This window comes from Streptomyces sp. NPDC003691 (genome assembly GCF_053981115.1).
The window spans coordinates 1-22,451 of record NZ_JBSFNQ010000013.1 but is presented as its reverse complement, the minus strand read 5'-3'; the positions used below and the strand labels follow the sequence as shown (position 1 = coordinate 22,451).

Sequence of the window (22,451 nt, the reverse complement as noted above, 5' to 3'; positions counted from 1 at the left end):
GGCCGTCCGGGGCCCTACTCGCCGGTACCGGCCGGGAACGGGGCGCCCCGCGGGCCCGGCGCGTCCACTCCCCGGGCGCACCGCGTGGCCGGTACAGCGGTCACCTAGGGTTCGCTCCGTGCCCGACGACATATCACTGACCACACTGGTACTGCTCGCATTCGCCGCCGCGGCGGCGGGGTGGATCGACGCGGTCGTGGGCGGCGGCGGACTGCTGCTGCTCCCCGCACTGCTCCTCGGACTGCCGCAGGTCCCCGCCGCCCATGTCCTCGGCACCAACAAGGCCATCGCCATCGTGGGCACGGCGGGCGCCGCCACGACCTATCTGCGCCGGGCCGCGATCGACGTACGGACGGCGGTACGCATCGGACTCGCGGCCCTCGCCGGATCCATGGCGGGCGCCTTCTTCGCGGCCGGCATCAGCAGCGCCGTACTCCGCCCCGTCATCATGGCCGTCCTGCTCGCCGTAGCCGCGTTCGTCCTGCTCCGCCCCCGCTTCGGCAGCGCCCCCGACGGCCCCCGGCCCGAGGTGACCAGGGCCCGGACGGTGGCCGCGATCGTGCTGGTCGGCGGAGGTATCGGGTTCTACGACGGGCTGATCGGCCCCGGCACCGGGACCTTCCTGGTGCTGGCGCTCACCGCCGTACTCCATCTCGACCTGGTCGGGGCGTCCGCTACCGCCAAGGTGGTCAACGTCTGCACCAACGCGGGCGCGCTGGCGATGTTCGCCTACCAGGGCGCCGTGATCTGGCAGCTCGCGGCGGTCCTCGCGGTGTTCAACCTGCTCGGCGCCACCGTCGGCGCCCGGATGGCGCTGAGCAAGGGCAACGGCTTCGTCCGGGGCGTCCTGCTGACCGTGGTGCTGCTGCTGGTCGCCCGGCTGGCCTTCGACCAGTGGGCCTGACCGTGCAGGGCCCGGACGGCACAAGGCCCGGACGGCGTAGTGCCCGGACGGCGTACGGTGAGGAAGATCGTCCGGCGCAAGAAGGGAAAACACCATGGACACGGCGGAGAACGGGCACCCGTCCGGAGGCGGTTTCGTCCGCGACGGCGTATGGCACTCCGTGCCGCGCCGGGAGACCCCGGACGCCCCCGCCGAGGCCCTGATCCTGGTGGACGTCCAGACCGCATTCCTCACCGGCCCGGACGCCGTCCCCGGCGCGGCGGGGCTCGTCACCCGGCTGTCGGCGCTGCTGGAGCGCGCCCGGGCGGCGGACGCCGTCGTCGTCCACCTCCGCAACGACGGCGAACCGGGCGCCCCGGACGAACCCGGAACGCCCGGCTGGCAACTGCACCTCCCGGTCCGGGAGTCCCCCCGGGAGAGCGTCGTCCGCAAGGAGAGCGACGACGGCTTCGAGGACACCGGCCTCGGTGAACTGCTGGACGGACACGGAGTGCGCAGCGCGGTGATCGCGGGAGTGCTCTCCGAGATGTGCGTGAGCGCGACGGCCCGCGGCGCCCTCGACCACGGCCTGCGGGTAGTTCTGCCGCACGACACCCATACGACGTACGCCCTGGACGACCTCCCGGCCCCGGTCGTCTCCCGCGTCGCGGAACACGCCCTGGGCTCGGACCCCGAGTTCGTCACCACGGCGGCCGCCGTCCCCTTCACCGCCCCGCGGGGCGCCTGAGGCCGGACCCCCCGGCCACGACGGCCGGGGGCACGGACGAGCGGGGCCGGGGCATTCTCGCTGCGCCGACGGGATGCTCCTACAGCTGTCAGAGGGCGACGTTCAGGCCCCGCGGGATGGAGTCGAGCACGATGTCGCGGACCGACTGGATCTTGTTCCCGTCGAACTGGTATTTGCTGAAGGCCGGGCCCGTGATCCCCCGCTTCTGGCCGCCCGTGAGCAGCCAGACCGTGTCCGAGGACGGTGACGTGATCAGATGGGCGTCGTGGGTCAGATGGCCGCCGACCGGGATGTTCTCGAAGTCGTACACGACCTGGATGTTCCAGTTGTAGAACAGGTTGTTGTACGTGACCATGTTGGGGACCCCGTAGCGCTTGTTGTCGATCATGACCCAGACGCCACTGCTTCCCGAGAGGTTCTGCACCCGGAGGCCGTTGACGATCTCGTTCTGGGCCTTGAGCTGGGCGAAGGTCTTGGCGGTGGCGGTCTTGGCAGCGGCGGACTTGGCGGCGGGCTTCTCGGCAGCCCCTGCCGTCGGGGCCGCGAGACCCAGCGGCACGGCCAGCATCAGGCTGATCGCACCAATGGTGGCGCGGCGGCGAAGGGTTCCGGGCATTTTTTCCTCCCCAGGAAATCCACGCGGGGGCGACCGGGCCCGTGGTGCGCCCGGCCCCCGCGGTTCTCGTTGACGGGCTTCATGCTGGTCGTCCCGGTGTCCCGGGCACATGAGGCAGCGGTCCCGTTCCGCAGGGAGACCACGTGTCGGACCGGGCGACGATCCCCGCCGGACAATTCGGGCAGCCATTCGATCGCCGGTACCCGTCCGTGGTAGACCGGACGCGGACAGTGGGCCGGAAGATCGACGGGGGAGCCGGTGCGGGGACGACGGCAGCTCAACTACCGCGACGCGGTGGCCATTCTGACGGGGGACAGCGCGGGGCTCGCCGCCGCCGACCGGGCGCTCGGGGGAGTGCTCTCGGTGGCGACCGGCGGAGTCAGCGACGCCGTACTCAATCTGCTCGACGCCCAGGGTCGGATGCTCCGGATGGGCCGCGAACTGACGGCCGGTCTGCGCGGCGGCCTCACCGAGGCGGACCGCGCCACCCGGTCGGAGCGCATCACCGCGGCGCACACCGTCATCGTGGTCACGGCGTGGTTCGAGACACTCGGCGAGGCCGAACTCCCTTTCAGGCTCCAGGACCTGGAGCTGACCGGAAGGGAGCAGGTGGCCATCACGGGCGGGGGCTCGCCGGGTGACGACTTCTTCCGGGCCTTGGTGGAGTACCCGATCGGCCCGCCCGCGCCGCATTCCCCGTACGAGGAGAACCTCCGGGGGATCCGGATCCAGTACGTCGGATTTCAGGCGTCTCTGGTCCGGTTCGTACAGGGACTCGCCCTCTACGAGCAGCTCGACGACAGGGCCCGGAACCTGGTGGCGCGGATCGACGACACCCTCATCGCCCGGGCCGTCGACCGCTATGAGGAGCTGTACGCCCAGCTCGCCCAGGAAGTCCCCGAATTCGGCTTCTGGTCCGGCCAGACCGACCACCAGGCCACCCGCAGCACCGTCCGCCGCTCACTCGACGGTATCGAGGCCGCGCTCACCGGCCTCAGCGCCGCCGCGGCCCCCGGCCATGCCGCCGCCGCTCTCACCACCGGCTACCACGCCGCCCTCACCCGGCCCATCCTCTCCGAGGGCAACGCCCCCGCCGGAGTGACCCTGCCCAGCCTCGCCGAGGGCTATATCGACCCCCTCTTCCGGCTCCGTGAGGTCGTACCCGGCGCCTCGGACCCTGCGGACGAGGACTGGTGGTCGCAGACCGGGGTCCGGGCCGATCTCACCGAATGCCTGGCCGGACTGCTCACCCAGCCCGCGTACACCCGCACCCCCCTGGTCGTCCTCGGCCAGCCCGGCGCGGGCAAATCCGTCCTCACCAAGATCCTCGCCGCCCGGCTGCCGTCCGCCGGATATCTGCCGGTCCGGATCCTGCTCCGCGAAGTGCCCTCCAACGCCGAAATCCAGGACCAGATCGAATACGCGATCCGCGCCGCCACCGGCGAACGCGTCACCTGGCCGGAGCTGATGCGCGCCGCCGGGGACGTCGTCCCCGTCCTCCTCTTCGACGGCTACGACGAACTCCTCCAGGCCACCGGCGTCAGCCAGTCCGACTTCCTGGGCCGGGTCGCCCGCTTCCAGCAGCGCGAGGCCGACCAGGGCCGGCCCGTCTACGCGATGGTCACCAGCCGTACCGCGGTCGCCGACCGCCCCCGCTACCCGGAGGGCACGGTCGCCCTCCGCCTGGAGCCGTTCAGCGATGTCCAGGTCGAACTCTGGCTGGAGTGGTGGAACCGGATCAATGCCGGCTATCTCGCGAGCCGGGGTCTGAACCCGCTGCCCGCCGAGGTCGCCGTCCGCCACGGCGAACTCGCCTCCCAGCCGCTGCTCCTGCTGATGCTCGCCCTCTACGACGGCACCGACAACGCCCTCCAGCGGGCCACCGGCGGCGGGGTCGCCCTCAACGAGGCCGCGCTCTACGAGGAGCTGCTGACCTCCTTCGCCACCCGCGAGGTCCTCAAGTCCGCCCCCGGGATCGGCGAACGCGCCCTCGCGGACCGGGCCGAACAGGAGTTGCAGCGGCTCTCCCTGATCTCCTTCGGCATGCTCAACCGCCGCCGTCAGTGGATCACCTCCCAGGAGGCAGAGGCGGACCTCACCGCTCTCCTCGGCCGTACCGCGGCCGCCGGGGACGATTTCCAGGCGCCCCTGAACCAGGGCGAGATCGCCCTCGGCCGGTTCTTCTTCGTCCAGCGCTCCCAGGCGTACCGCGACACCGAACGGCTCGCGACCTACGAGTTCCTCCACGCCACCTTCGGGGAGTACCTCGTCGCCCGGCTCGCCGTCCAGCTCCTGGAGGGGCTGCTCGGACACCGTCCGGCACTCGCGGTGGGCCGTACCCGGGTCGACGACGACCTGGTGTACGTCATCCTCTCGTACGCCACCCTCGCCTCCCGGCAGATACTCCGCTTCGCCGCCGCCCGGATCGACCGCATCGCCGCCCCGGACCGCGAACGCCTCGGCGAACTGCTGCTGACCGTGCTCGCCGACCACCGCACCCGCACCGAGCACCGCTACGCCGACTACCGCCCCGAGACCCGCGCCACCTCCTCCCGCCACGGCCTCTACTCGGCGAACATCGTCCTGCTGACGGTCCATGTCACCGGCGGCCTGCGGGGCCGGGAGCTGTTCCCCGACGCCGACAAGCCCGAGGCGCTCTGGCACCGCCGGGTCCTGCTCTGGCGGGCCGCGTTCCGCGAGGGCGAGTGGACCGACTTCGCCATGGCCCTCCGGATCCGCGAGACCTGGCACGGCGACCGGCAGGACCTGGAGATCGAACCCGCCTACGGCTCCGCCCCGGAGTGGCGCTCCGTCGACGTCCACTGGCTGTTCAACCGGAGCGGACGCGACCGGGAGGGCCAGACCCTCGGGTTCATCCGCTCCCGGCCGGAGCAGATCCGCCACAAGATGCTGGTCTCGGGCGGCGCCAGCGATGCCATCGTGCTCCATGCCGCCGATCCGTACTTCGAGGCCTTCCCGGAGGCGGTGACCACGTTCATCGACACGGCGGACGGGCCCGCGGTCTCCCTCGCCCATGCCCTGACCAGCCTGCTGCTCGCCGGAGTGGAAGGAGGTAGGGACCTGGCCGCCGAGTACGAACGCATCGAGGAATACCTGAAGCGTGGCTCCCGGTCGCCGGCCTGGGACGTGATACGTGCGCTCGTCCTGCGCCAGTTGGAGACGGATGTGACGCGGCTTCCCGCCGAGCTGGTGCTCCGCCTGACGGATCCCGCCAATCTCCAGTGCTGCAGGGTCCTGCTGCGCGGGCTGGACCAGCACAACGGCCACGACGTGTACCGGCAGCGGCTCCTGGAGCTGCTCGGCATTGTGATGGAGTACGAGGCGGCGGGACTGGTGCAGCTGTGCGAGGAGCCTCAGGGGCCCAAGGCCCGTGCCGTGCTGTGCGAAATCCTTCACCGGGAGCTGGAAAGCGGGCGGTCTCCGGTCTTCGAAGGTGAGGACGGGGCATCTCTCAGAAGCCGCGCCGAGAGGTTCGTCGGAGAGATCGTTCCCTACGGGGAACTCATCGACCGGCCGCAGGGCTCCCCCGCCCCCGCCGATTAGTCCCCCGCCCGCCCCCGCCCGACAATGGACCCATGGCCTCTCGATCCGCGCGCTCCCGGCGCGCCCCCGCCCCCGGTGAGCTGACCGCCGCCACGCTCTGTCCCTGCGGGCTGCCCGCCGTCTACGGCGAGTGCTGCGGGCGGTTCCACGCGGGCGAGGCCCAGGCGCCCACCGCGGAGCTGCTGATGCGCTCCCGCTACAGCGCGTTCGTCGCCGGGGACACGGCGTATCTGCTGCGGACCTGGCACCCCGCCACCCGGCCGCCGCAACTGGAACTGGACCCCCGGATGGTCTGGGAGGGCCTGGAGATCACCGGCACCACCGACGGCAGCGCGTTCCACACCGCGGGGACGGTCACCTTCCGGGCCCGCTACCGGCAGCGCGGACAGCGCGGCGAGCTGCACGAGCGCAGCACCTTCGAGCGGGTGGGCGGGGCCTGGGTCTATGTCGACGGGACGTTCATCGAATAGCGCGGCCCCCGGCACCCCGGGGGATCAGTGGACGCTGCCCGGCAGGATCATCAGCCGGGGGTTGTAGGCCGCCAGCACTTTGTTCGCGCGGGCCACCGCCGACAGCAGCTTCTCCCGGTCGGCCGCCTGCGAGCCATGGAACGGACTGCGCAGCAGGCCCATCTCCCGCGCCGCGCTGTCGGCTTCCATCTCGGCCATCAGTACGCGTTCGGGCATACAGGAACCGATCAGCGCCGCGACACGGTCGGGAATCGGTACGGGAACGAGCGGCGACGCGGTCACGGTGTCCAGTCCTTCTTCTGCTCCGGCCGTCACCGGCCGCCCCATTGAATTCGCCCCGTACGCGGGCGCGTCGGCGCCCGGCCACGGGGAAGGCGATGCCGGAACCCGGCCGGCCCCCCGTCCGCGCGGTGCGGAGCGGGAGCCGGCCCGCGGGTGGGTGCAAGGACCTGAGACGGGCGGAGCGACGCGACGGCCCTCGCCCGCCGTGCCCCGGTCCGGTCCGGGAACGGCCGGAGCGAGGCTGTCGTACGGGAGATGCGCACCGCGGGGCCCGCCCGGGCCCGTGCCACCGGCAGTACCGGCGACATACCTTACGACAATGTGCACCGCACACCCGAATCGATCATCATACGACGCCGGGGAGTTGACGGCCAAGGGCGCCTCGCCGGTGCGCCGGGCGGTCCGGCCGGAACGTGCCGGTTCAGCGGCCGCCCGGTACCGAGAGCGTGTGCCGGAACACGCCGAGCGGATCCCAGCGGGCCTTGGCCCGGCGCAGCGCGGCGGCGTTCTCCTTGAAATAGAGCGTCTGCCAGCCGGTACCCGAGGTGTTGAGGGCGGGGTCGGCGAGATCGGTGTCCGGGTAGTTGATGAACGTGCCGTCGCTGTTGCCGCCCGGGGCCGGGACACCGGCGGTGTCCGCGTACACGTCCCGGTAGAACGCGCGGATCCAGTCCAGGCCGGCCGCGTCGTCGGCCGGATCGTTCCAGGCGGCCAGGTAGAGCAGTTTGAGGACGGAGTCCCGCTGGGCGGCGGCCGTGGCGGCCGGGGCGACCGCATTGACCTGCCCGCCGTAGGTGCAGAGCGCGACACTGCCGTACGGCGCGGTGCCCGGAAGGCTCAGATGGCGGTGTACGGCGGCGAGCTGACGGGCCGTGAAGCGCCGCCGGAGATAGCCCGACTTCACTTTGATCCGCAGATCGCCGACGGAGTTCTCGCCGGAGCCGCGCAGGGCGGCCGTCAGCCAGGGCAGCCGCCGGGAGCTGCGGGAGACGGGCGGGGCGGTGCCCTCCGACATCGCGGTGACGAGTCCGTCCAGCAGCCGTTCGGCCTCCGGGCCGTCCATGGCGACCTGGCCGAAGAGGAACGGCCCGCCCCCGGCGCTCCGGCGGCCGAGGGCGAGTTCGGCGTACAGCGCGGCGGCGGGAATGCCCGGGGCCGCGTTCCGTTCGGCCCAGCGGCCGTAGTTGTCGGCGAGCCGGACGAAGGCGGCCTCGTCCAGCGCGGCCCAGTCCCAGTGGGCCGAGAAGGTGAGCGCGGTCGCGGGCGGTACCGGCAGCAGGCGTTCCGGCGGGGTGGCCGCCGTGGTGCCGGGGGAGCGGAACCAGTAGCGGGTGGCGATCCCGAACGTACCGCCGCCCCCGCCGGTGTGCGCCCACCACAGATCGCGGGCCGGGTCGCCGGGCTCCCGGCGGGCAACCACGGCCCCGGCCCGGCCCGCGCGGTCCACCACGACCGTCTCCACCGCGTACAGATGGTCGGAGAGCAGTCCGTACAGGCGGCAGAGCGGGCCGTACGCCCCGCCGGGGACATGGCCGCCGACGCCGACGTCGGGGCAGTAGCCGCCGGGTACGGTGACGCCCCAGCCCAGGTGGAGCAGCCGGTACACCTCCTCCAGCGTGGCCCCGGGCTGCACCGCGAAGGCGTGCATCGCGGGGTCGTACGCCACCGAGCGCATCCGGGAGGTGTCGACGAGGATCCGCACCCCGGGATGGTCGGCGAAGTCCTCGAAGCAGTGGCCGCCGCTGCGGACCGCGATCCGGCGTCCGCCGCGGACCGCCTCCCGTACGCAGCGGACGACCTGCTCCGTGGTCTCCACCGGGCGCACCTCGTCGGGTGTGCCGCGGAAGCGGTTGGCGCCCCGGGCGACGAGATGCCCGTACCGCGGATCGCCGGGGACGACCCGCGGGGCGTCGGGGGCGGCCGGGGCGCGGGGGGTGTCCGCCCGCGCGGTACCGGCGGGGAGGGCCGCCGCGGCGCCGGTTAGGGCCGCGGTTCCCAGTAAGCCCCGGCGGCTGGGGCGCGGCGGGGCCGGGTGGCCGTCGTACTCCGTCATCGTGCCGTCCTCTCCGGGGGAGCGCGGCGGTGCCGTGACCCGGTCCCGGCGGCGCGCCACCGTTGCCTGTCGAACGATCGTTCGGCGAGGGTAGCCGCGGGGGCCGGAACAGGACAGGGCGCGGATCCCGGAATCCGGTCCGTGCTCAGCCGGTGCCGCCGTCCGACAGCACCTCGGAGAGGTCGTACCCGGCCGGCTGCTCCAACTGCGCGTAGGTGCAGCCGGACGGGTCACGGTCCGGCCGCCAGCGGCGGAACCGGGCCGTGTGCCGGAAGCGGGTGCCCTCCATATGGTCGTACGCCACCTCCAGCACCCGCTCCGGCCGCAGCGCCACCCAGGACAGGTCCTTCTTCCCGGTCCACCGGCTGACCGCGCCCGGCAGCCGGGAGGACTCGTGGGCGCTCGCGTCCGTCCAGGCGGCCCAGGGGTGGGCGTCCGGCGGGTCCATCCGCAGCGGTTCCAGTTCGGCGATCATCTCCGCCCGCCGTTTCATCGGGAAGGCGGCGCAGACGCCGATGTGCTGGAGCGTTCCGGTGTCGTCGTAGAGCCCCAGCAGCAGTGAGCCCACCACCGGTCCGCTCTTGTGGAAGCGGTAGCCCGCGACCACCACATCGGCCGTCCGCTCATGTTTGATCTTGTACATCAGCCGGGCGTCCGGGCGGTACGGCAGGTCGAGCGGTTTGGCGACGACCCCGTCGAGTCCGGCGCCCTCGTACCGGTCGAACCAGACCAGGGCGGTCTCCCGGTCCGTGGTCGCGGGCGCCAGGTGCACCGGCGGCCGGGCCTCCCGCAGCGCCCCGGCGAGCAGCGCCCGGCGTTCGGCGAGCGGGGTGTCCAGATGGGAGGTGGAGCCGAGGGCGAGCAGATCGAAGGCGACGAAGCTCGCCGGGGTGCGCTCCGCGAGGGTCCGCACCCGGGACTCGGCGGGGTGGATGCGCTCGCTGAGCCGCTCGAAGTCGAGCCGGCCGTTGTGCGCGATCACGATCTCGCCGTCGACCACGCAGCGGTCCGGCAGTTCGGCGGCCAGCGCGGTGACCAGTTCGGGGAAGTAGCGGGTGAGCGGCTTCCCGGTGCGGGAGCCGATGACGATCTCGTCGCCGTCGCGATGGACCACCGCCCGGAAGCCGTCCCACTTGGCCTCGTACTGCATTCCGGGCGGAATGGTCTTCACGGACTTGGCCAGCATCGGTTTCACGGGCGGCATCACCGGGAGGTCCATAGGAGGATTGTCCGGTATGCGGGGAAAGTCGGCTCGGCATACCCTGACGCACATGGCCGCCCGAGCGCTGGAACTGGAAGTGGGGGAGCGGACCGTCAAGGTCTCCAACCCCGACAAGGTCTACTTTCCCGAGCGCGGGTACACCAAGCTGGACCTGGTCCGCTACTACCTGGCCGTCGGCGACGGGATCACCCGGGCCCTGCGGGACCGCCCGACCACCCTGGAGCGCTACCCCGACGGGGTGACCGGGGAGTCCTTCTTCCAGAAGCGGGCGCCCAAGTACCTCCCGGAGTGGATCCCCACCGCCCACATCACCTTCCCCAGCGGCCGGTCCGCCGACGAGCTGTGCCCCACCGAACCGGCCGCCGTGGTCTGGGCGGCCAATCTGGGCGCGGTCACCTTCCACCCCTGGCCGGTGCGGCGGGCCGACACCGACCACCCCGACGAACTGCGCATCGACCTCGACCCCCAGCCGGGCACGGACTACGAGGACGCGGTGCGCGCCGCCCATGAACTGCGGGACGTCCTGGACGGTGTCGGGCTGCGCGGCTGGCCCAAGACCTCCGGCGGCCGCGGGCTGCACGTCTTCGTGCCCATCACCCCCGACTGGACCTTCGTCCAGGTCCGGCGGGCCGCCATCGCCTGCGGCCGGCTGCTGGAGCGGAGGATGCCGGACCGGGTGACCATCAAATGGTGGAAGGAGGAGCGCGGCGAACGGATCTTCGTGGACTACAACCAGACCGCCCGCGACCGGACCATCGCCTCCGCCTACTCCGTCCGGCCCCGCCCGCACGCCCCGGTCTCGGCCCCGCTGCGCTGGGAGGAGATCGACGAGGCCCGGCCCGAGGACTTCGACATCAGGACGATGCCGGCGCGGTACGCGGAGCAGGGCGACGTCCACGCCGATATGGACGACCACCGGTTCAGCCTGGAGCCGCTGCTGGAGGCGGCCCGGAAGGACGAGGCCGACCACGGCCTGGGCGATCTGCCGTATCCGCCGGAGTATCCGAAGATGCCCGGGGAGCCGAAGCGGGTCCAGCCGAGCCGGGCGAAGAAGAAGCCGGCCGGTGACGCCGCCGCGGACGAGCCCGGATAGCCCCGAGGCAGGGGGCGGGGCCGCCGGGAGGCCCGGACCCGCCCGTGGGTCCCGCCCGGGTGCGGCCGGGCGGGACCCACGGGGTTTCAGGAGCCGGGTGTCACAGCTCCTGGATCCGGATGTTGCGGTACGAGACCACATCGGTGGTGCCGTGGACCTGGAGCCCCAGATATCCGAGGGCGTATCTGCGGCCGTCCGTGCCCACGTCGCCCGCGCGCGGCGGGGCGAAGCTCTGCCCGGCCGTGTTCTCGAACGTGTTGACCAGCGCCCCGTTGCGGTACACGGAGTACGTCTGCCCGACCACCCGGATCTCGTAGTCGTTCCAGGTGCCCTTCGGTACCACCCCGGCCCCGGCGAGACCGACGCGGTCGAAGCCGTACACCGAACCCGTCTTGTACATATCGCCGTCCGGCCGGTCCAGGACCTGCACCTCGTGGCCGTACTTGATGGCGACCCACTCGGGGCGCGGCTCCTCCGGGTTCTCGTGGACGTACGGGAAGCGGACGAAGACACCGCTGTTGGCGTTGGCCGTGCCGGGCGCGTCGTCACGCCACTGGAGCTTCAGCGAGAAGTCCCCGAACGGGGACTGCGGGAACCAGAGCATGCCCAGCCCGCCCCGGGTGGTGCCGCTGGTCATCGACCCGTCCTCGTTGAGCGCGAAGGAGCCGCCGCCCACGTGCTGCCACCGGTCGAAGGACTTCCGCGTTCCGTCGAAGAGATCGCGGTAGCCGGTGTTCCGGCCGGGCTTGCCGATCCCGGACTGCTTCGCGGCCGCATAGACCTTCCGGTGCTCCCTGGTATCCACCACTCCGTCCGCCAGCAGCCCGTCGAGGACCTTGTCGACGTGCTTGAGGAAGAGCGCGTGCGACGACCACGCCTTCTCGTCCTCGATCAGCTCGTTGACGGTGCAGCGGGAGCGGGTCATCCGGTTGGGCACCCCGGTGTCGACCGTGCCGACGATCACGGTGAGCCGTTCGTCCCACTCCGGACAGGAGGGCGACGGGACCCCGCCGCCCGCGGCGAGGGTGAAGGCCGTCCGCAGCGCGGCCGAGGTGTTGCCCGCCCGGTCCGTCGCCCGGTAGTGGACGGTGTGATAGCCGGTCCGGTCGACCACGACCGGTGCGCCGTAGAGCAGATAGGGACCACCGTCGAGGGAGTACTCGATCCGCTCGACGCCCGAGCCGCCGTGGTCGGTGGCGCTCACGGTCACCGTGGCCCGGTCCAGATAGGCCCCGTCGGAATTCCGCTGCCCGGTGACCTCCGCGCCCGTCACCGGCGGGGTGGTGTCCGGCGACGGCGGGGTGACGACGGTGAACTCCACCGACTTCGCCGCGGCCGCGTTGCCCGCCCGGTCGGTGGCCCGGTAGCGGACCGTGTGCGTGCCCGCCTGGTGGACCATCACCGGCGCGGTGTACGGCTGCCAGGCGCCGTCCGCGCCGAGCGCGTACTCGACCGTGTTGACACCGGAGCCGGTGTCGGACGCGGTGACGGTCACCGTCGCCATATCCAGATAGCGGCCCTGCCCGTCCCGTTCGCCGCCGACCGTCGCCGAGGTCTCCGGCGGGGTCCGGTCGTCGGTCGGCGGGGCCGCCACCCGGAACGAGACCGACTTCTCGGCCGCCGTGTTCCCGGCCCGGTCGGTGGCCCGGTAGCGGATCCGGTGCTCGCCGACGGTGTTCACCACAACGGGCGCGGTGTACGCCTGCCAGGGGCCGTCGGCACCGGCCGCGTACTCGGTGCGCTCCACGCCCGAACCGTCGTCCGTCGCGGTCACCGCGACCGTGGCGGTGCCGACGTAGGCGCCGTCGGCGTTCCGGTCGCCCGTCACCTTCGCCTCGGTGACCGGTGCGGTGGTGTCCTCCCCGGCCGGGTCGGAGACGGTGAGGATGCCCTGCATCGTGCCGTGGCCGGGGATCGTGCAGAAGAACCGGTAGCGGCCGGGGGTCAGCACGACCTCGGCGGTGTGCTTGCCGCCGCGGTCGTCGTTGGGGTTGGCCAGGATGTTCAGCGGGACGTCGTTGTTGTACTCGGGGTCCGACAGGTCGAAGGTGAGGGTGTGGGGCATCCCGGTGGTGTTGCCCGAGGCCCGGCTGTTCTCGAAGACGACCGTCGTCCGGCCCGCCACCGCGGTGGCGGGGAAGGTGAGATAGCGGTCGATCGGATCGCCCGCCGTCCAGGTCAGGGTCTGTGCCGCCGCGGGCGCCGCCTTCGCCGCCCGGCCTGCCGGAACGGTGTCCGCGGTATTGTCCGCGGCCCGGACCGCCGTACCGCCGCCGGCCGCCGCGGCGGTCCGGGCCGGTCCGCCCTGCCCGTAGGCGACCGCCGACAGCAGCCCGACGACCATCGCCAGCGATGCCACCAGGGCCGTCCACAGCCCGGCCGTGCCGCGTGTTACCGGTTTCCGCCGCATGGTTCTCACCGCGCCGCCTTCCGTGCCAGTCGGTCCGCGGACGGGGTCGCTTCGCCGCCCTTGTACGTGATGTGCCAGAGCGCCGAACGCGCGTCGGAGGTGAAGAAGCCGCGCCCGTAGTCGAGGACGTACAGCGAACCGTCCGGGGCGAACTTCCAGTCCATGAGGTTGCGGATGCCGTCGGCACCGACCGGGACGATCTTCTTCAGGGATTCGGCGTGCACCGGGATCCCGCCCCTGCCGACGGTCTTCGGATCGGTGAGGACCGCGTGCCGCGGCTGGTCGCCGTCGTAGAAGTCGCCGACGAACCACTTGCCGTCCCAGTAGGAGGGCCACTTCACCGCGGAGGTGCTCGCCGCGTCGTAGCGGTAGACCGGTCCGGTCATGGTGGCCTGGGCGCCGCCCTTGAGCCACGGCATCAGCAGCTTCTGCTCCTCGGGCTTGTAGCTGGGCACCCCGTTCGCGTCGCGGGGGAAGTCCGGGCCGCCGCCCTGGGGCGAGTACCAGATGGTGTTCGGGGTGACCGGCGGCAGATTCACCAGACCGTCGTTGTTCGGGGAGTCGTTCTTCGGCGCCGAGCAGTCGTACCAGCCCAGCGGCTTCGTGGGATCGGCCGGATCGCGGTCCCGGTAGGGCTGGTTGTTGCCCATGCAGAACGGCCAGCCGTGGTTGCCCGCCTTGGTGATGGCGGCGAAGGTGTCGTACTTGGCCGGGCCCCAGGTCGTCGACGGTGCCCCGGCGTCCGGGCCGACCCAGCCGGCGTACAGGATGTCGGTCTTCCGGTCGACGAAGATCCGGGAGGGGTTGCGGACACCCATCACATAGATCTCGCCGCGGGTCTTGCCGCCGCCCTCGTCCGCCTCGTCACCGGTGAACAGATTGCCCGCGGGCAGGGTGTACGTACCGTCGGGCTTCGGGGTGATCCGGAGGATCTTGCCGTTGAGGTTGTTGGTGTTGCCGGAGGTGCGGCGCGCGTCCGCGAACGAGAGGCCCTTGTAGTTCGGCTGCGGGTTGTTGCCCGAGTAGCCGTCGCTGAACCGGGAGGAGTTGTTGTCGCCGGTGGCGATGTAGAGATTGCCCCGGGAGTCCCAGGCCAGCCCGCCGCCGGAGTGGCAGCAGCTGTGGATCTGGACGGGCCACTCCAGCAGCACCTTCTCACTGGCGAGGTCCAGTCTGCGGGTGGTGAAGTCGTAGACGAAGCGGGAGACCCGGCGGTCCGCGGTCCGGTTCTCGCGGTTGATGTCCGCATGGGGTGTGTAGTGCAGATACACCCAGCCGTTGGACGCGAACCGGGGATCCAGCTCGATACCGAGCAGCCCCTCCTCGTTCTTGATCAGCTCGTCGCCGCCGCCCTTGTTGCCGAAGACGGTCAGCGCCCCGGCCAGGGTGGTCTGCCGGGTCCTCGGATCGTAGACATGGATCTCGCCGCTGCCCTTGCCGATATCGGGGTTGTTCCAGTCGGTCACCACCGGGCTGCCGCTTCCGGCACCGCCGCGGCCGATGTAGAACACCGTGCCGTCGGGGGCGGTGACCAGGCCGTGCGGCTCGCCGATCTGGTCGTTCCGACCGGGCTGGTTGGGACGGGTGACCCGCTCGGCGGTGTAGTTGGCGGTGACGGTGGCCTTGCAGTCGGCGCGGGAGAGCCGGGACGTCCAGGCCAGCGCGCCGCGCAGATGGTCGCGGAAGTCGGTCTCGGCGAAGCTGTCGACCGTACCGCCCATACCGGTGTAGAAGGACCGGCCGCCGTCGTAGTCGCGGCACCAGGAGACGGGGTGGTCCCAGCCGTTGGGCTTGGCGGCCGGGGTGATCGAACTCTCCTTGAGCCGGGCCACGGTGTGCACGCTGCCGGACGGGTTGACCGACCAGTTGAACCACTTGTCCGGCCGCTTCCACTGCAACGGCAGGGACTTGGTCGCCGGGTGCTGCCGGTCGCCCACCTCGACCACGGCCCGCTGGACCGGGCTGGGCGCGCCGGTCGGCCGGGCCCCGATGAGCCCGGTGAACCAGCTGGAGTACGGCTCCGTACGGGCCGCGTCATGGACTCCGAGAAAGCCGCCCCCGGCCTCCATGTACGTCTCCAGACCCGCCTCCTGCTCCGGGTCGAGGACATCGCCGCCACCGGTCAGGAACACCACCGCGTTGAACTTCCCGAGCCGGGCGGCATCGGTGAACACGGCGGGATCGTCGGTGGCCTCGGTGGCGAACCGGCCGGCCGCCGGACCGGTGAGACCGATCGTCTCCACCGCCCGGATCCCGGCGTCGACCAGGGGGGATTCGGCGGTCGCCGAACCGTGGAAGACCAGCACCCGGACGTTCGCGCCGCCCGGTGGGGAAGGGAGGGACATCGTTGTCGCACGGGGTTCCGGCGGAGTGCCCGCGGTGGCGGTGTCCACTCCGGTGAGCAGGGACGCGGTGAGGGCACCGGCCCCGAGGGCCGCGGTGAGGGCGCCCCGGAAGGCGCCGGTTCGGGATCTGGTCCGGTGGTGTGGTGCGCGCTGCATGGGGTCACCCACTCCTCTGTGGTCATGACGGCAGCCGACAGCAGCCGACGACAGCTGACAGCAGCCGACGACAGCAAAGGAAGCTAGACCTCTTTTCGTGGTTCGCCAAGAGGTATGACCGCAATACAACAAACTTTGTCCTGAGTGTGGATAAACGCTGCGCCCCGGGCTACGGTTCAGCGGTCCCGGCAGTGACCCGTCCCGGCGGCAGCGCTCCGGCCCGTTCCGGCGGTGGGCCCGGCCCGCCCCGGCGGCAATTCCGGCAGGTCCCGGCGCGGCAGGGTCCGGCGCGGCTTCGGCATGACTTCGGCATGGCTTCGGCAGAGCGGAGAGTGCGGCATGGACAGACGGAGCTTCAACCGGCGGGTGCTGGCCGGGAGCGCGGCGGCCGGGGTGGGCGCGGTCCCCCTGGCGGCGGGCGGTGCCGCCGCCCGCGCCCGCCCACTGGCCGTGACGCCGCCCCGGACCGCCCCGGCAGGCGGGAAAGTGCGCCATATGAAGCTTTTCGCCGAGAAGCTGGCGGACGGTCAGCTGGGGTACGGCCTGGAGAAGGGCAGGGCCGTGATCCCCGGGCCGATGATCGAAATCAACGAGGGCGACACCCTCCATATCGAGTTCGAGAACCTGCTGGACGTCCCGGTCAGCCTGCATGTCCACGGTGTCGACTACGACATCGACAACGACGGCACCAAGCTCAGCCGCAGCCATGTGGAGCCCGGCGGCACCCGTACCTACACCTGGCGCACCCATGCCCCCGGCCGCCGCGCGGACGGCACCTGGCGCGAGGGCAGCGCGGGCTACTGGCACTACCACGACCATGTCGTCGGCACCGACCACGGCACCGGGGGCATCCGCAAGGGCCTCTACGGTCCGGTCGTCGTCCGCCGCAAGGGCGACATCCTCCCGGACAAGCAGTTCACGATCGTCTTCAACGACATGACCGTCAACAACCGGACCGGACACGCGGGTCCGGACTTCCGGGCGACCGTGGGCGACCGGGTGGAGGTCGTCATGATCACTCACGGCGAGTTCTACCACACCTTCCATATCCACGGTCATCGCTGGGCGGACAACCGGACCGGCCTGCTGACCGGGCCGAACGACCCCAGCCGGATCATCGACAACAAGATCACCGGCCCGGCCGACTCCTTCGGGTTCCAGATCATCGCGGGGGAGGGGGTGGGCGCGGGCGCCTGGATGTACCACTGCCATGTGCAGAGCCACTCGGACATGGGCATGGCCGGTCTGCTGCTCGTCGCCAAACCCGACGGCACGATCCCGGGCTACGACCCGCCGCACCACTGATCCGGCGCCGGGTCCGGTCCCGGGTCCCGGGCGGGCCCCGCCCGGGACCCGGATGCGAGCGGCCCGGCGCGGGGGGAGACTGGGGGCGCGGGGGGTCGTCCGACGCGCGGGAGGCAGCGCCCCATGCTCAGCACGGATTACGTCCCCGGGTCACCCGTGTGGATCGACCTCGGCAGCCCCGATATCGATACCGCCGCGCGCTTCTACGGCACCGTCTTCGGCTGGGACTACCGGCCCGGCGGTGCGGAGGTCGGCGGCTACGGCCTGTTCCAGGCGGACGGCGGCACCGTCGCCGGCGGGATGACCGTCCCGCCCGACCAGGGCCCCACCTCCTGGAACATCTACTTCCAGACACCCGACGCCAATGCCACCGCCGCGGTCGTCCGCGACGGCGGCGGCAGCGTGCTCGTGGAACCGATGGATGTGATGGAACTGGGCCGGATGGCGCTCTTCGCCGACCCCCAGGACGCCGCCTTCGCCGTCTGGCAGCCCGGCACCAACAAGGGCCTCGACCAGGTCAACAAGCCCAACACCCTGTTCTGGACCGAGCTGAACACCACGGATGTGCCGGGCGCGCTCGGCTTCTACTCCGAGGTCTTCGGCTGGGGTACGACATCGATGCCGATGCCGGGCGGCGAGGGTGCCGCGTACACGATGATCCACCCGGCGCGGAAGACGCCCGACGATATGTTCGGCGGAATCGCGCCCCTCGGCTCCGAAGGAATCCTGGACCGGCCGTGCTGGCAGCCGTACTTCTGGGTGACGGACTGCGACGCCACCGCCGCCAAGGCCGCCGACGCGGGCGGTACGGTACGGTTCCCGCCCACCGATCTGGAGGGCATCGGGCGCTTCGCGAGCATCGCGGATCCGGCGGGCGCCCAGTTCTTCGTGATGACGCCCTCGCGGCCCGAGTGATCCCGCCGGTGACCCGCCAGGACCGCCCCGCCCCCGCGGGCCCGTGCCCCGCGGTACCGGGCACCGCACCCACCAGGCGCGATGCCACCGGAAGCGCCTGTTGATGCGTCATTGATCAGGTGTTTATCGGCATCCGTCACCGTGGTCCGTATGCAGAACAACACCACCGTGATCGTCGAGGACCTCTCCTGGCAGGAGACGGCCCTCTGCGCCCAGACCGGCCCCGAGTTCTTCTTCCCGGCCCCCGGCTCCTCGACCCGCGAGGCCAAGCAGCTGTGCCGGGCCTGCCCGGGGCGGGTCGCGTGTCTGGAGTACGCGCTGGAGCACGACGAGAAGTTCGGCGTCTGGGGCGGGCTCTCCGAGCAGGAACGGCACCGGCTGAAGACGGGGCGGGCGGCCTGATCCGGCCACCCGCCCCGGCACTCCGGCAATCGGCCCGTCCGCCCGTCCCCGGCGAACGGCCCCCGGCGCGTGCGCGCCGTCAGCCGGCGGCGCGCGCCGCCAGCCGGGCCTTGCGCGCGGCGAGCTTCTCGTCGAACTTGACGGCCTCGTCGTTCAGGCCGCCCATGTAGAGACCCAGCTCCTCCTGGGCCTGCAGCCCCTCCGGGCCCAGGCCGTCGATCTCCAGGACCCTGAGGAAGCGCAGGACCGGCGCCAGCACGTCGTCGTGGTGGATCCGCAGGTTGTAGATCTCGCCGATCGCCATCTGGGCGGCGGCCCGCTCGAAGCCGGGGATGCCGTGACCGGGCATCCGGAAGTCGACCACCACGTCCCGCACGGCCTGCATGGTCAGATCCGGGGCCAGCTCGAACGCCGCGCCCAGCAGGTTCCGGTAGAAGACCATGTGCAGGTTCTCGTCGGTGGCGATCCGGGCGAGCATCCGGTCGCAGACGGGGTCGCCCGACTGGTGGCCGGTGTTGCGGTGGGAGACCCGGGTGGCCAGCTCCTGGAAGGCGACGTACGCCACGGAGTGCAGCATCGAATGCCGGTTGTCGGACTCGAACCCCTCCGACATGTGCGACATCCGGAACGCCTCCAGCTTGTCCGGGTCCACGGCGCGGGAGGTCAGCAGATAGTCCCGCATCACGATGCCGTGCCGGCCCTCCTCCGCGGTCCAGCGGTGCACCCAGGTGCCCCAGGCCCCGTCCCGGCCGAAGAGGCTGGCGATCTCGTGGTGGTAGCTGGGGAGGTTGTCCTCGGTGAGCAGGTTCACCACCAGCGCGATCCGGCCTATGTCGGTGACCTTGGACTGCTCGGGCTCCCAGGCGACGCCGTCCTCGAAGAAGCCCGGGAAGTTCCGGCCGTCGCCGAACGGCACGTACTCGTGGGGCATCCAGTCCTTCGCGGCCTTCAGATGGCGGTTCAGTTCCTTCTCGACCACCTCTTCGAGCGCGAACAGCAGCCGGGCGTCGGTCCACGCTTCCGAACTGCCGAGGTGGGGAGAGGTGATGGTCACGGAGTGCTCCAGGGGACGGGAGAAGACGCCTGTGCGCGCAGGCGATACCTACGGATTCGTAGGTTACGAGACCGTAGGTTAAGGGTGGGGTAAGCCTTCCACCAAGCCCGCTCCGAACCAAGTCGCTCACGCTGGGTGATATCCACAGGTGGTACGGGCTGTACGGATGACCCATCCAGGGAACCGGAGGGGCATGTCATGCGGTTCGCGCGCCCCTCCGGCCCCGGGATGCCCCGGAATGTCCACCCGGACGCCTCCCGTGTGGCCGCGCGCCCCCTTCCGCGCCCCCGGGCCCCGTGCCCTCCGGAACCGGCCCCGGACCCCGCCCCGGACCGGCTCCCGGATCCCGCCCCCGAACACGGTCCCGGCGCTACGTCCGCGGGGCGGTACCGAGATCGCGGCGGAGGTACTCGGCCGTGAACGACTTCGGATGCTCCAGCAGTTGCGCCGGAGTGCCCTCGAAGACCAGTTCCCCGCCGTTCTTCCCGCCGTCCGGCCCGAGGTCCAGCACCCAGTCGGCGCGCTTGACCACCTCCATGTTGTGCTCGACGCAGATCACCGAGTTCCCCGCGTCGACCAGCCGGTCCAGCAGTCCGGTGAGGGTGCCGACATCGGCCGTGTGCAGTCCGGTGGTCGGCTCGTCCAGCACGTAGACGCTGCCCGTCCGGTGCAGTCGGGTGGCGAGCTTCAGCCGCTGCCGCTCCCCGCCGGAGAGGGTGCTGAGCGGCTGACCGAGCGACAGATAGCCCAGCCCGACCTCGTCGAGCACCGCCAGCCTCCGCACCATCTGCTGCTCGTCGCCGAAGAGCGCGGCGGCCTCGGCGGCCGTCATGGCGAGCACATCGACAACCGACCGCCCGCGCACCCGGTGCGCCAGGACGTGGTCCTGGAAACGCCGCCCCTCGCAGACCGGGCAGACGGTGGTCACCGGATCCATGAAGGCGAGGTCGGTATGGATGGCGCCCCGGCCCGAGCACTCCCCGCACGCGCCCGCCGAGTTGAAGCTGAACAGCCCCGGGTCCACCCCGTTCTCGCGGGCGAAGACCTTCCGTACGGTGTCCATCAGGCCCAGAAAGGACGCGGGGGTCGAGCGTACGGAGGCGGTGATCGCCCCCTGGTCGATCACGATCGCCGCGGGGTACGCGGCCGTGAAGACCTCCGACACCAGGGTCGATTTGCCCGAGCCCGCGACACCGGTCACGGCCGTCAGCACCCCGGCCGGGAACCGTACGTCGATGCCCTTGAGGTTGTGCAGGTCGGCGCCGGTCACCGGCAGCCAGCCGGACGGTTTCCGGACCGACTCCTTCAGGGTGGTGCGGCGGCGCAGGGACCGCCCGGTGAGAGTGGGGGCGCGCCGCAGCCCGGCGACCGTTCCCTCGTAGACCACCCGTCCGCCCTCGGTACCGGCTCCCGGGCCCATATCGACGATATGGTCGGCGATCGCCATGACATCCGGGTCGTGCTCGACGACCAGGACCGTGTTGCCCCGGTCCCGCAGCCGGACGAGCAGATCGTTCAGCCGGCCCACGTCCCGGGGGTGCAGTCCCGCGCTCGGTTCGTCGAAGACGAACGTCAGCCCGGTCAGGGAGCTGCCGAGATGGCGCACCATCTTCAGCCGCTGGCCCTCGCCGCCGGAGAGGGTGGTGGTCTCCCGGTCCAGGGAGAGATAGCCGAGTCCGATCCCCACCAGCCGCTCCAACTGCTCCCGGGCGGCGGCCGCCACCGGGGCGGCCACCGGGTCGTCGATCCGGGCGAGCACCTCCACCAGGTCGGCAACCTCCATCCGGGTCCAGTCCGTGATGGTCCGGCCGTCGATCCGGGAGGCCCGCGCCGCGGCGTTCAGCCGGGCGCCCCCGCACTCGGGGCACGGCCTGCGGACGGTGAACCGGTCGGCCGCCTCGCGCCGCTTCTCGGACAGGGTGCCCGTGTCGCGCTTCAGGAAGAGCCGGGTGAAGCGGTTGACGATCCCCTCGAACTTCATGTCGGCCGAGCCCGACTTCAGGTCCAGCCGGACCGAGAAGCCGCTGCCGTACAGCAGCAGCTCCCGCTCCTCGGCGGTGTACGCGGCGAGCGGTTTCGTGCGGTCGAAGCGGCCGGACTCGGCATAGAGCTTCCACTCCCAGGAGCCCACGGAGAGCCCCGGCAGCAGCAGCGCGCCCTCGTCGAGCGATTTGGTCCAGTCGGCCGCCCGCTCCACCGCCAGCTCGACCGTCCGGCCGAGGCCGTCGCAGACCGGGCACATGCCCGAGGGGTCGTTGAAGGAGTACGCGGTCGCCGGGCCCGCGGGCGGGGTGCCGTGCCGGGAGAAGAGCACCCGGATCACGGAGTAGATGTCGGTCGCCGTGCCGACGGTGGAGCGGGCGTTGCCGCCGAGGGGCTTCTGGTCCACCACGATCGCGACGGAGAGGTCGTCGATACCGTCTGCGTGCGGCCGTTCGTACTTCGGCAGCCGGTTGCGGACGAAGGCGCTGAAGGTTTCGTTGAGCTGGCGCTGGGACTCCACCGCGATGGTGTCGAAGACGAGGGAGGACTTGCCGGAGCCCGAGACACCGGTAAAGACGGTGATCTTGTTCTTGGGCAGGGTGAGGGAGATGTCGCGGAGGTTGTTCTCGCGGGCACCGGTGATGACGATGGCGTTGTTCTCAGGCATACGGCCGACGCTAGGCAGTAATCCGGACAGCTTCTGTCGTGATTTCCCGGGAGGGAGGGGACGAGAGGGGCGGGGCCGGGCCGGACACCGCCCAGGACCCCGACCCCGACACCCGCGAGGAGCTGGCGAAGCTCCTCGACGGCTGGAAGCAGGCCGGACCCGGCCGGTTCACCGTCGCCGACGGCGAACTGCGCTCCGAAGGCGGGATGGGCCTCGACCCCGGGGCCGACCGGGACGCGGTGGAGGAGGAGCTGGCCGCGCTTCCCGGAATAGGCCCCGGCAC

17 protein-coding genes are annotated in these 22,451 nt (G+C 71.6%); 9 read left to right on the top strand and 8 right to left on the bottom strand.

The features are described from left to right. Positions 1–118 precede the first annotated feature (118 nt). Together ACWDR0_RS09010 and ACWDR0_RS09005 are read left to right on the top strand one after the other, a co-directional pair. Complete coding sequence (locus ACWDR0_RS09010; protein ID WP_456350971.1) at positions 119–904, top strand: sulfite exporter TauE/SafE family protein; 786 nt, start codon at positions 119–121, stop codon at positions 902–904. A 94-nt stretch (positions 905–998) separates the two neighbouring features. Further along, positions 999–1,631 carry an isochorismatase family protein gene (locus ACWDR0_RS09005; RefSeq protein ID WP_456350970.1) on the top strand — a complete coding sequence of 211 codons (633 nt, stop codon included), beginning with the start codon at positions 999–1,001 and terminating at the stop codon, positions 1,629–1,631. Between the two features lie 88 nt (positions 1,632–1,719). Here ACWDR0_RS09005 and ACWDR0_RS09000 read toward each other — a convergent pair whose 3' ends face one another. Further along, entirely contained in the window at positions 1,720–2,247 is a 528-nt protein-coding gene (locus tag ACWDR0_RS09000) for a hypothetical protein (protein ID WP_456350969.1), read from the bottom strand. Between the two features lie 258 nt (positions 2,248–2,505). On the opposite strand from ACWDR0_RS09000, the gene ACWDR0_RS08995 reads away from it, so the two are divergent. Together ACWDR0_RS08995 and ACWDR0_RS08990 are read left to right on the top strand one after the other, a co-directional pair. Next, positions 2,506–5,811 (top strand): NACHT domain-containing protein, encoded by a 3,306-nt coding sequence (locus ACWDR0_RS08995; protein ID WP_456350968.1) that lies wholly within the window; start codon positions 2,506–2,508, stop codon positions 5,809–5,811. A 32-nt stretch (positions 5,812–5,843) separates the two neighbouring features. Next, on the top strand, positions 5,844–6,281 hold the full coding sequence (locus tag ACWDR0_RS08990; protein ID WP_456350967.1) for a YchJ family protein: 438 nt from the start codon (positions 5,844–5,846) through the stop codon (positions 6,279–6,281). A gap of 24 nt (positions 6,282–6,305) precedes the next feature. Here the strand turns inward: ACWDR0_RS08990 and ACWDR0_RS08985 are convergent, their stop codons facing one another. The 3 genes from ACWDR0_RS08985 to ACWDR0_RS08975 all read right to left on the bottom strand — a co-directional run bounded on the left by ACWDR0_RS08985 (position 6,306) and on the right by ACWDR0_RS08975 (position 9,835). Continuing rightward, entirely contained in the window at positions 6,306–6,563 is a 258-nt protein-coding gene (locus ACWDR0_RS08985) for a hypothetical protein (RefSeq protein ID WP_456351044.1), read from the bottom strand. A gap of 421 nt (positions 6,564–6,984) precedes the next feature. Further along, positions 6,985–8,616 (bottom strand): FAD-binding protein, encoded by a 1,632-nt coding sequence (locus ACWDR0_RS08980; protein ID WP_456350966.1) that lies wholly within the window; start codon positions 8,614–8,616, stop codon positions 6,985–6,987. 145 nt (positions 8,617–8,761) lie between these two features. Continuing rightward, on the bottom strand, positions 8,762–9,835 hold the full coding sequence (locus ACWDR0_RS08975; protein ID WP_456350965.1) for an ATP-dependent DNA ligase: 1,074 nt from the start codon (positions 9,833–9,835) through the stop codon (positions 8,762–8,764). Between the two features lie 52 nt (positions 9,836–9,887). Between ACWDR0_RS08975 and ligD the strand changes: the two genes are divergently transcribed. Beyond that, the gene (gene ligD / locus ACWDR0_RS08970) at positions 9,888–10,931 is read left to right on the top strand and encodes a non-homologous end-joining DNA ligase (RefSeq protein ID WP_456350964.1); all 1,044 of its coding nucleotides are present in this window, start codon (positions 9,888–9,890) and stop codon (positions 10,929–10,931) included. Positions 10,932–11,031: 100 nt separating this feature from the next. Here ligD and ACWDR0_RS08965 read toward each other — a convergent pair whose 3' ends face one another. Both ACWDR0_RS08965 and ACWDR0_RS08960 read right to left on the bottom strand, forming a co-directional pair. Next, positions 11,032–13,341 (bottom strand): OmpL47-type beta-barrel domain-containing protein, encoded by a 2,310-nt coding sequence (locus ACWDR0_RS08965; protein ID WP_456350963.1) that lies wholly within the window; start codon positions 13,339–13,341, stop codon positions 11,032–11,034. Between the two features lie 5 nt (positions 13,342–13,346). Next, positions 13,347–15,842, bottom strand: coding sequence for a ThuA domain-containing protein (locus tag ACWDR0_RS08960; protein WP_456350962.1), 2,496 nt, complete (start codon positions 15,840–15,842; stop codon positions 13,347–13,349). Between the two features lie 339 nt (positions 15,843–16,181). Between ACWDR0_RS08960 and ACWDR0_RS08955 the strand changes: the two genes are divergently transcribed. From ACWDR0_RS08955 to ACWDR0_RS08945, 3 genes are all read left to right on the top strand, one after another. Further along, a complete protein-coding gene (locus tag ACWDR0_RS08955) occupies positions 16,182–17,147 on the top strand; it encodes a multicopper oxidase domain-containing protein (protein ID WP_456350961.1) in 966 nt (321 codons plus the stop codon). Positions 17,148–17,270: 123 nt separating this feature from the next. Next, positions 17,271–18,062: a VOC family protein gene (locus ACWDR0_RS08950; RefSeq protein ID WP_456350960.1), complete on the top strand. Its 792-nt coding sequence runs from the start codon at positions 17,271–17,273 to the stop codon at positions 18,060–18,062. A gap of 150 nt (positions 18,063–18,212) precedes the next feature. Next, complete coding sequence (locus ACWDR0_RS08945; RefSeq protein ID WP_456350959.1) at positions 18,213–18,464, top strand: WhiB family transcriptional regulator; 252 nt, start codon at positions 18,213–18,215, stop codon at positions 18,462–18,464. Between the two features lie 79 nt (positions 18,465–18,543). On the opposite strand, the gene ACWDR0_RS08940 is transcribed toward ACWDR0_RS08945, so the two are convergent. Together ACWDR0_RS08940 and ACWDR0_RS08935 are read right to left on the bottom strand one after the other, a co-directional pair. Further along, complete coding sequence (locus tag ACWDR0_RS08940) at positions 18,544–19,518, bottom strand: acyl-ACP desaturase (RefSeq protein WP_456350958.1); 975 nt, start codon at positions 19,516–19,518, stop codon at positions 18,544–18,546. A 370-nt stretch (positions 19,519–19,888) separates the two neighbouring features. Beyond that, on the bottom strand, positions 19,889–22,168 hold the full coding sequence (locus ACWDR0_RS08935) for an ATP-binding cassette domain-containing protein (protein WP_456350957.1): 2,280 nt from the start codon (positions 22,166–22,168) through the stop codon (positions 19,889–19,891). A 38-nt stretch (positions 22,169–22,206) separates the two neighbouring features. Here ACWDR0_RS08935 and ACWDR0_RS08930 point away from each other — a divergent pair. Beyond that, a partial coding sequence (locus tag ACWDR0_RS08930; RefSeq protein WP_456351050.1) for a hypothetical protein occupies positions 22,207–22,451 on the top strand: 245 nt, incomplete at its 3' end.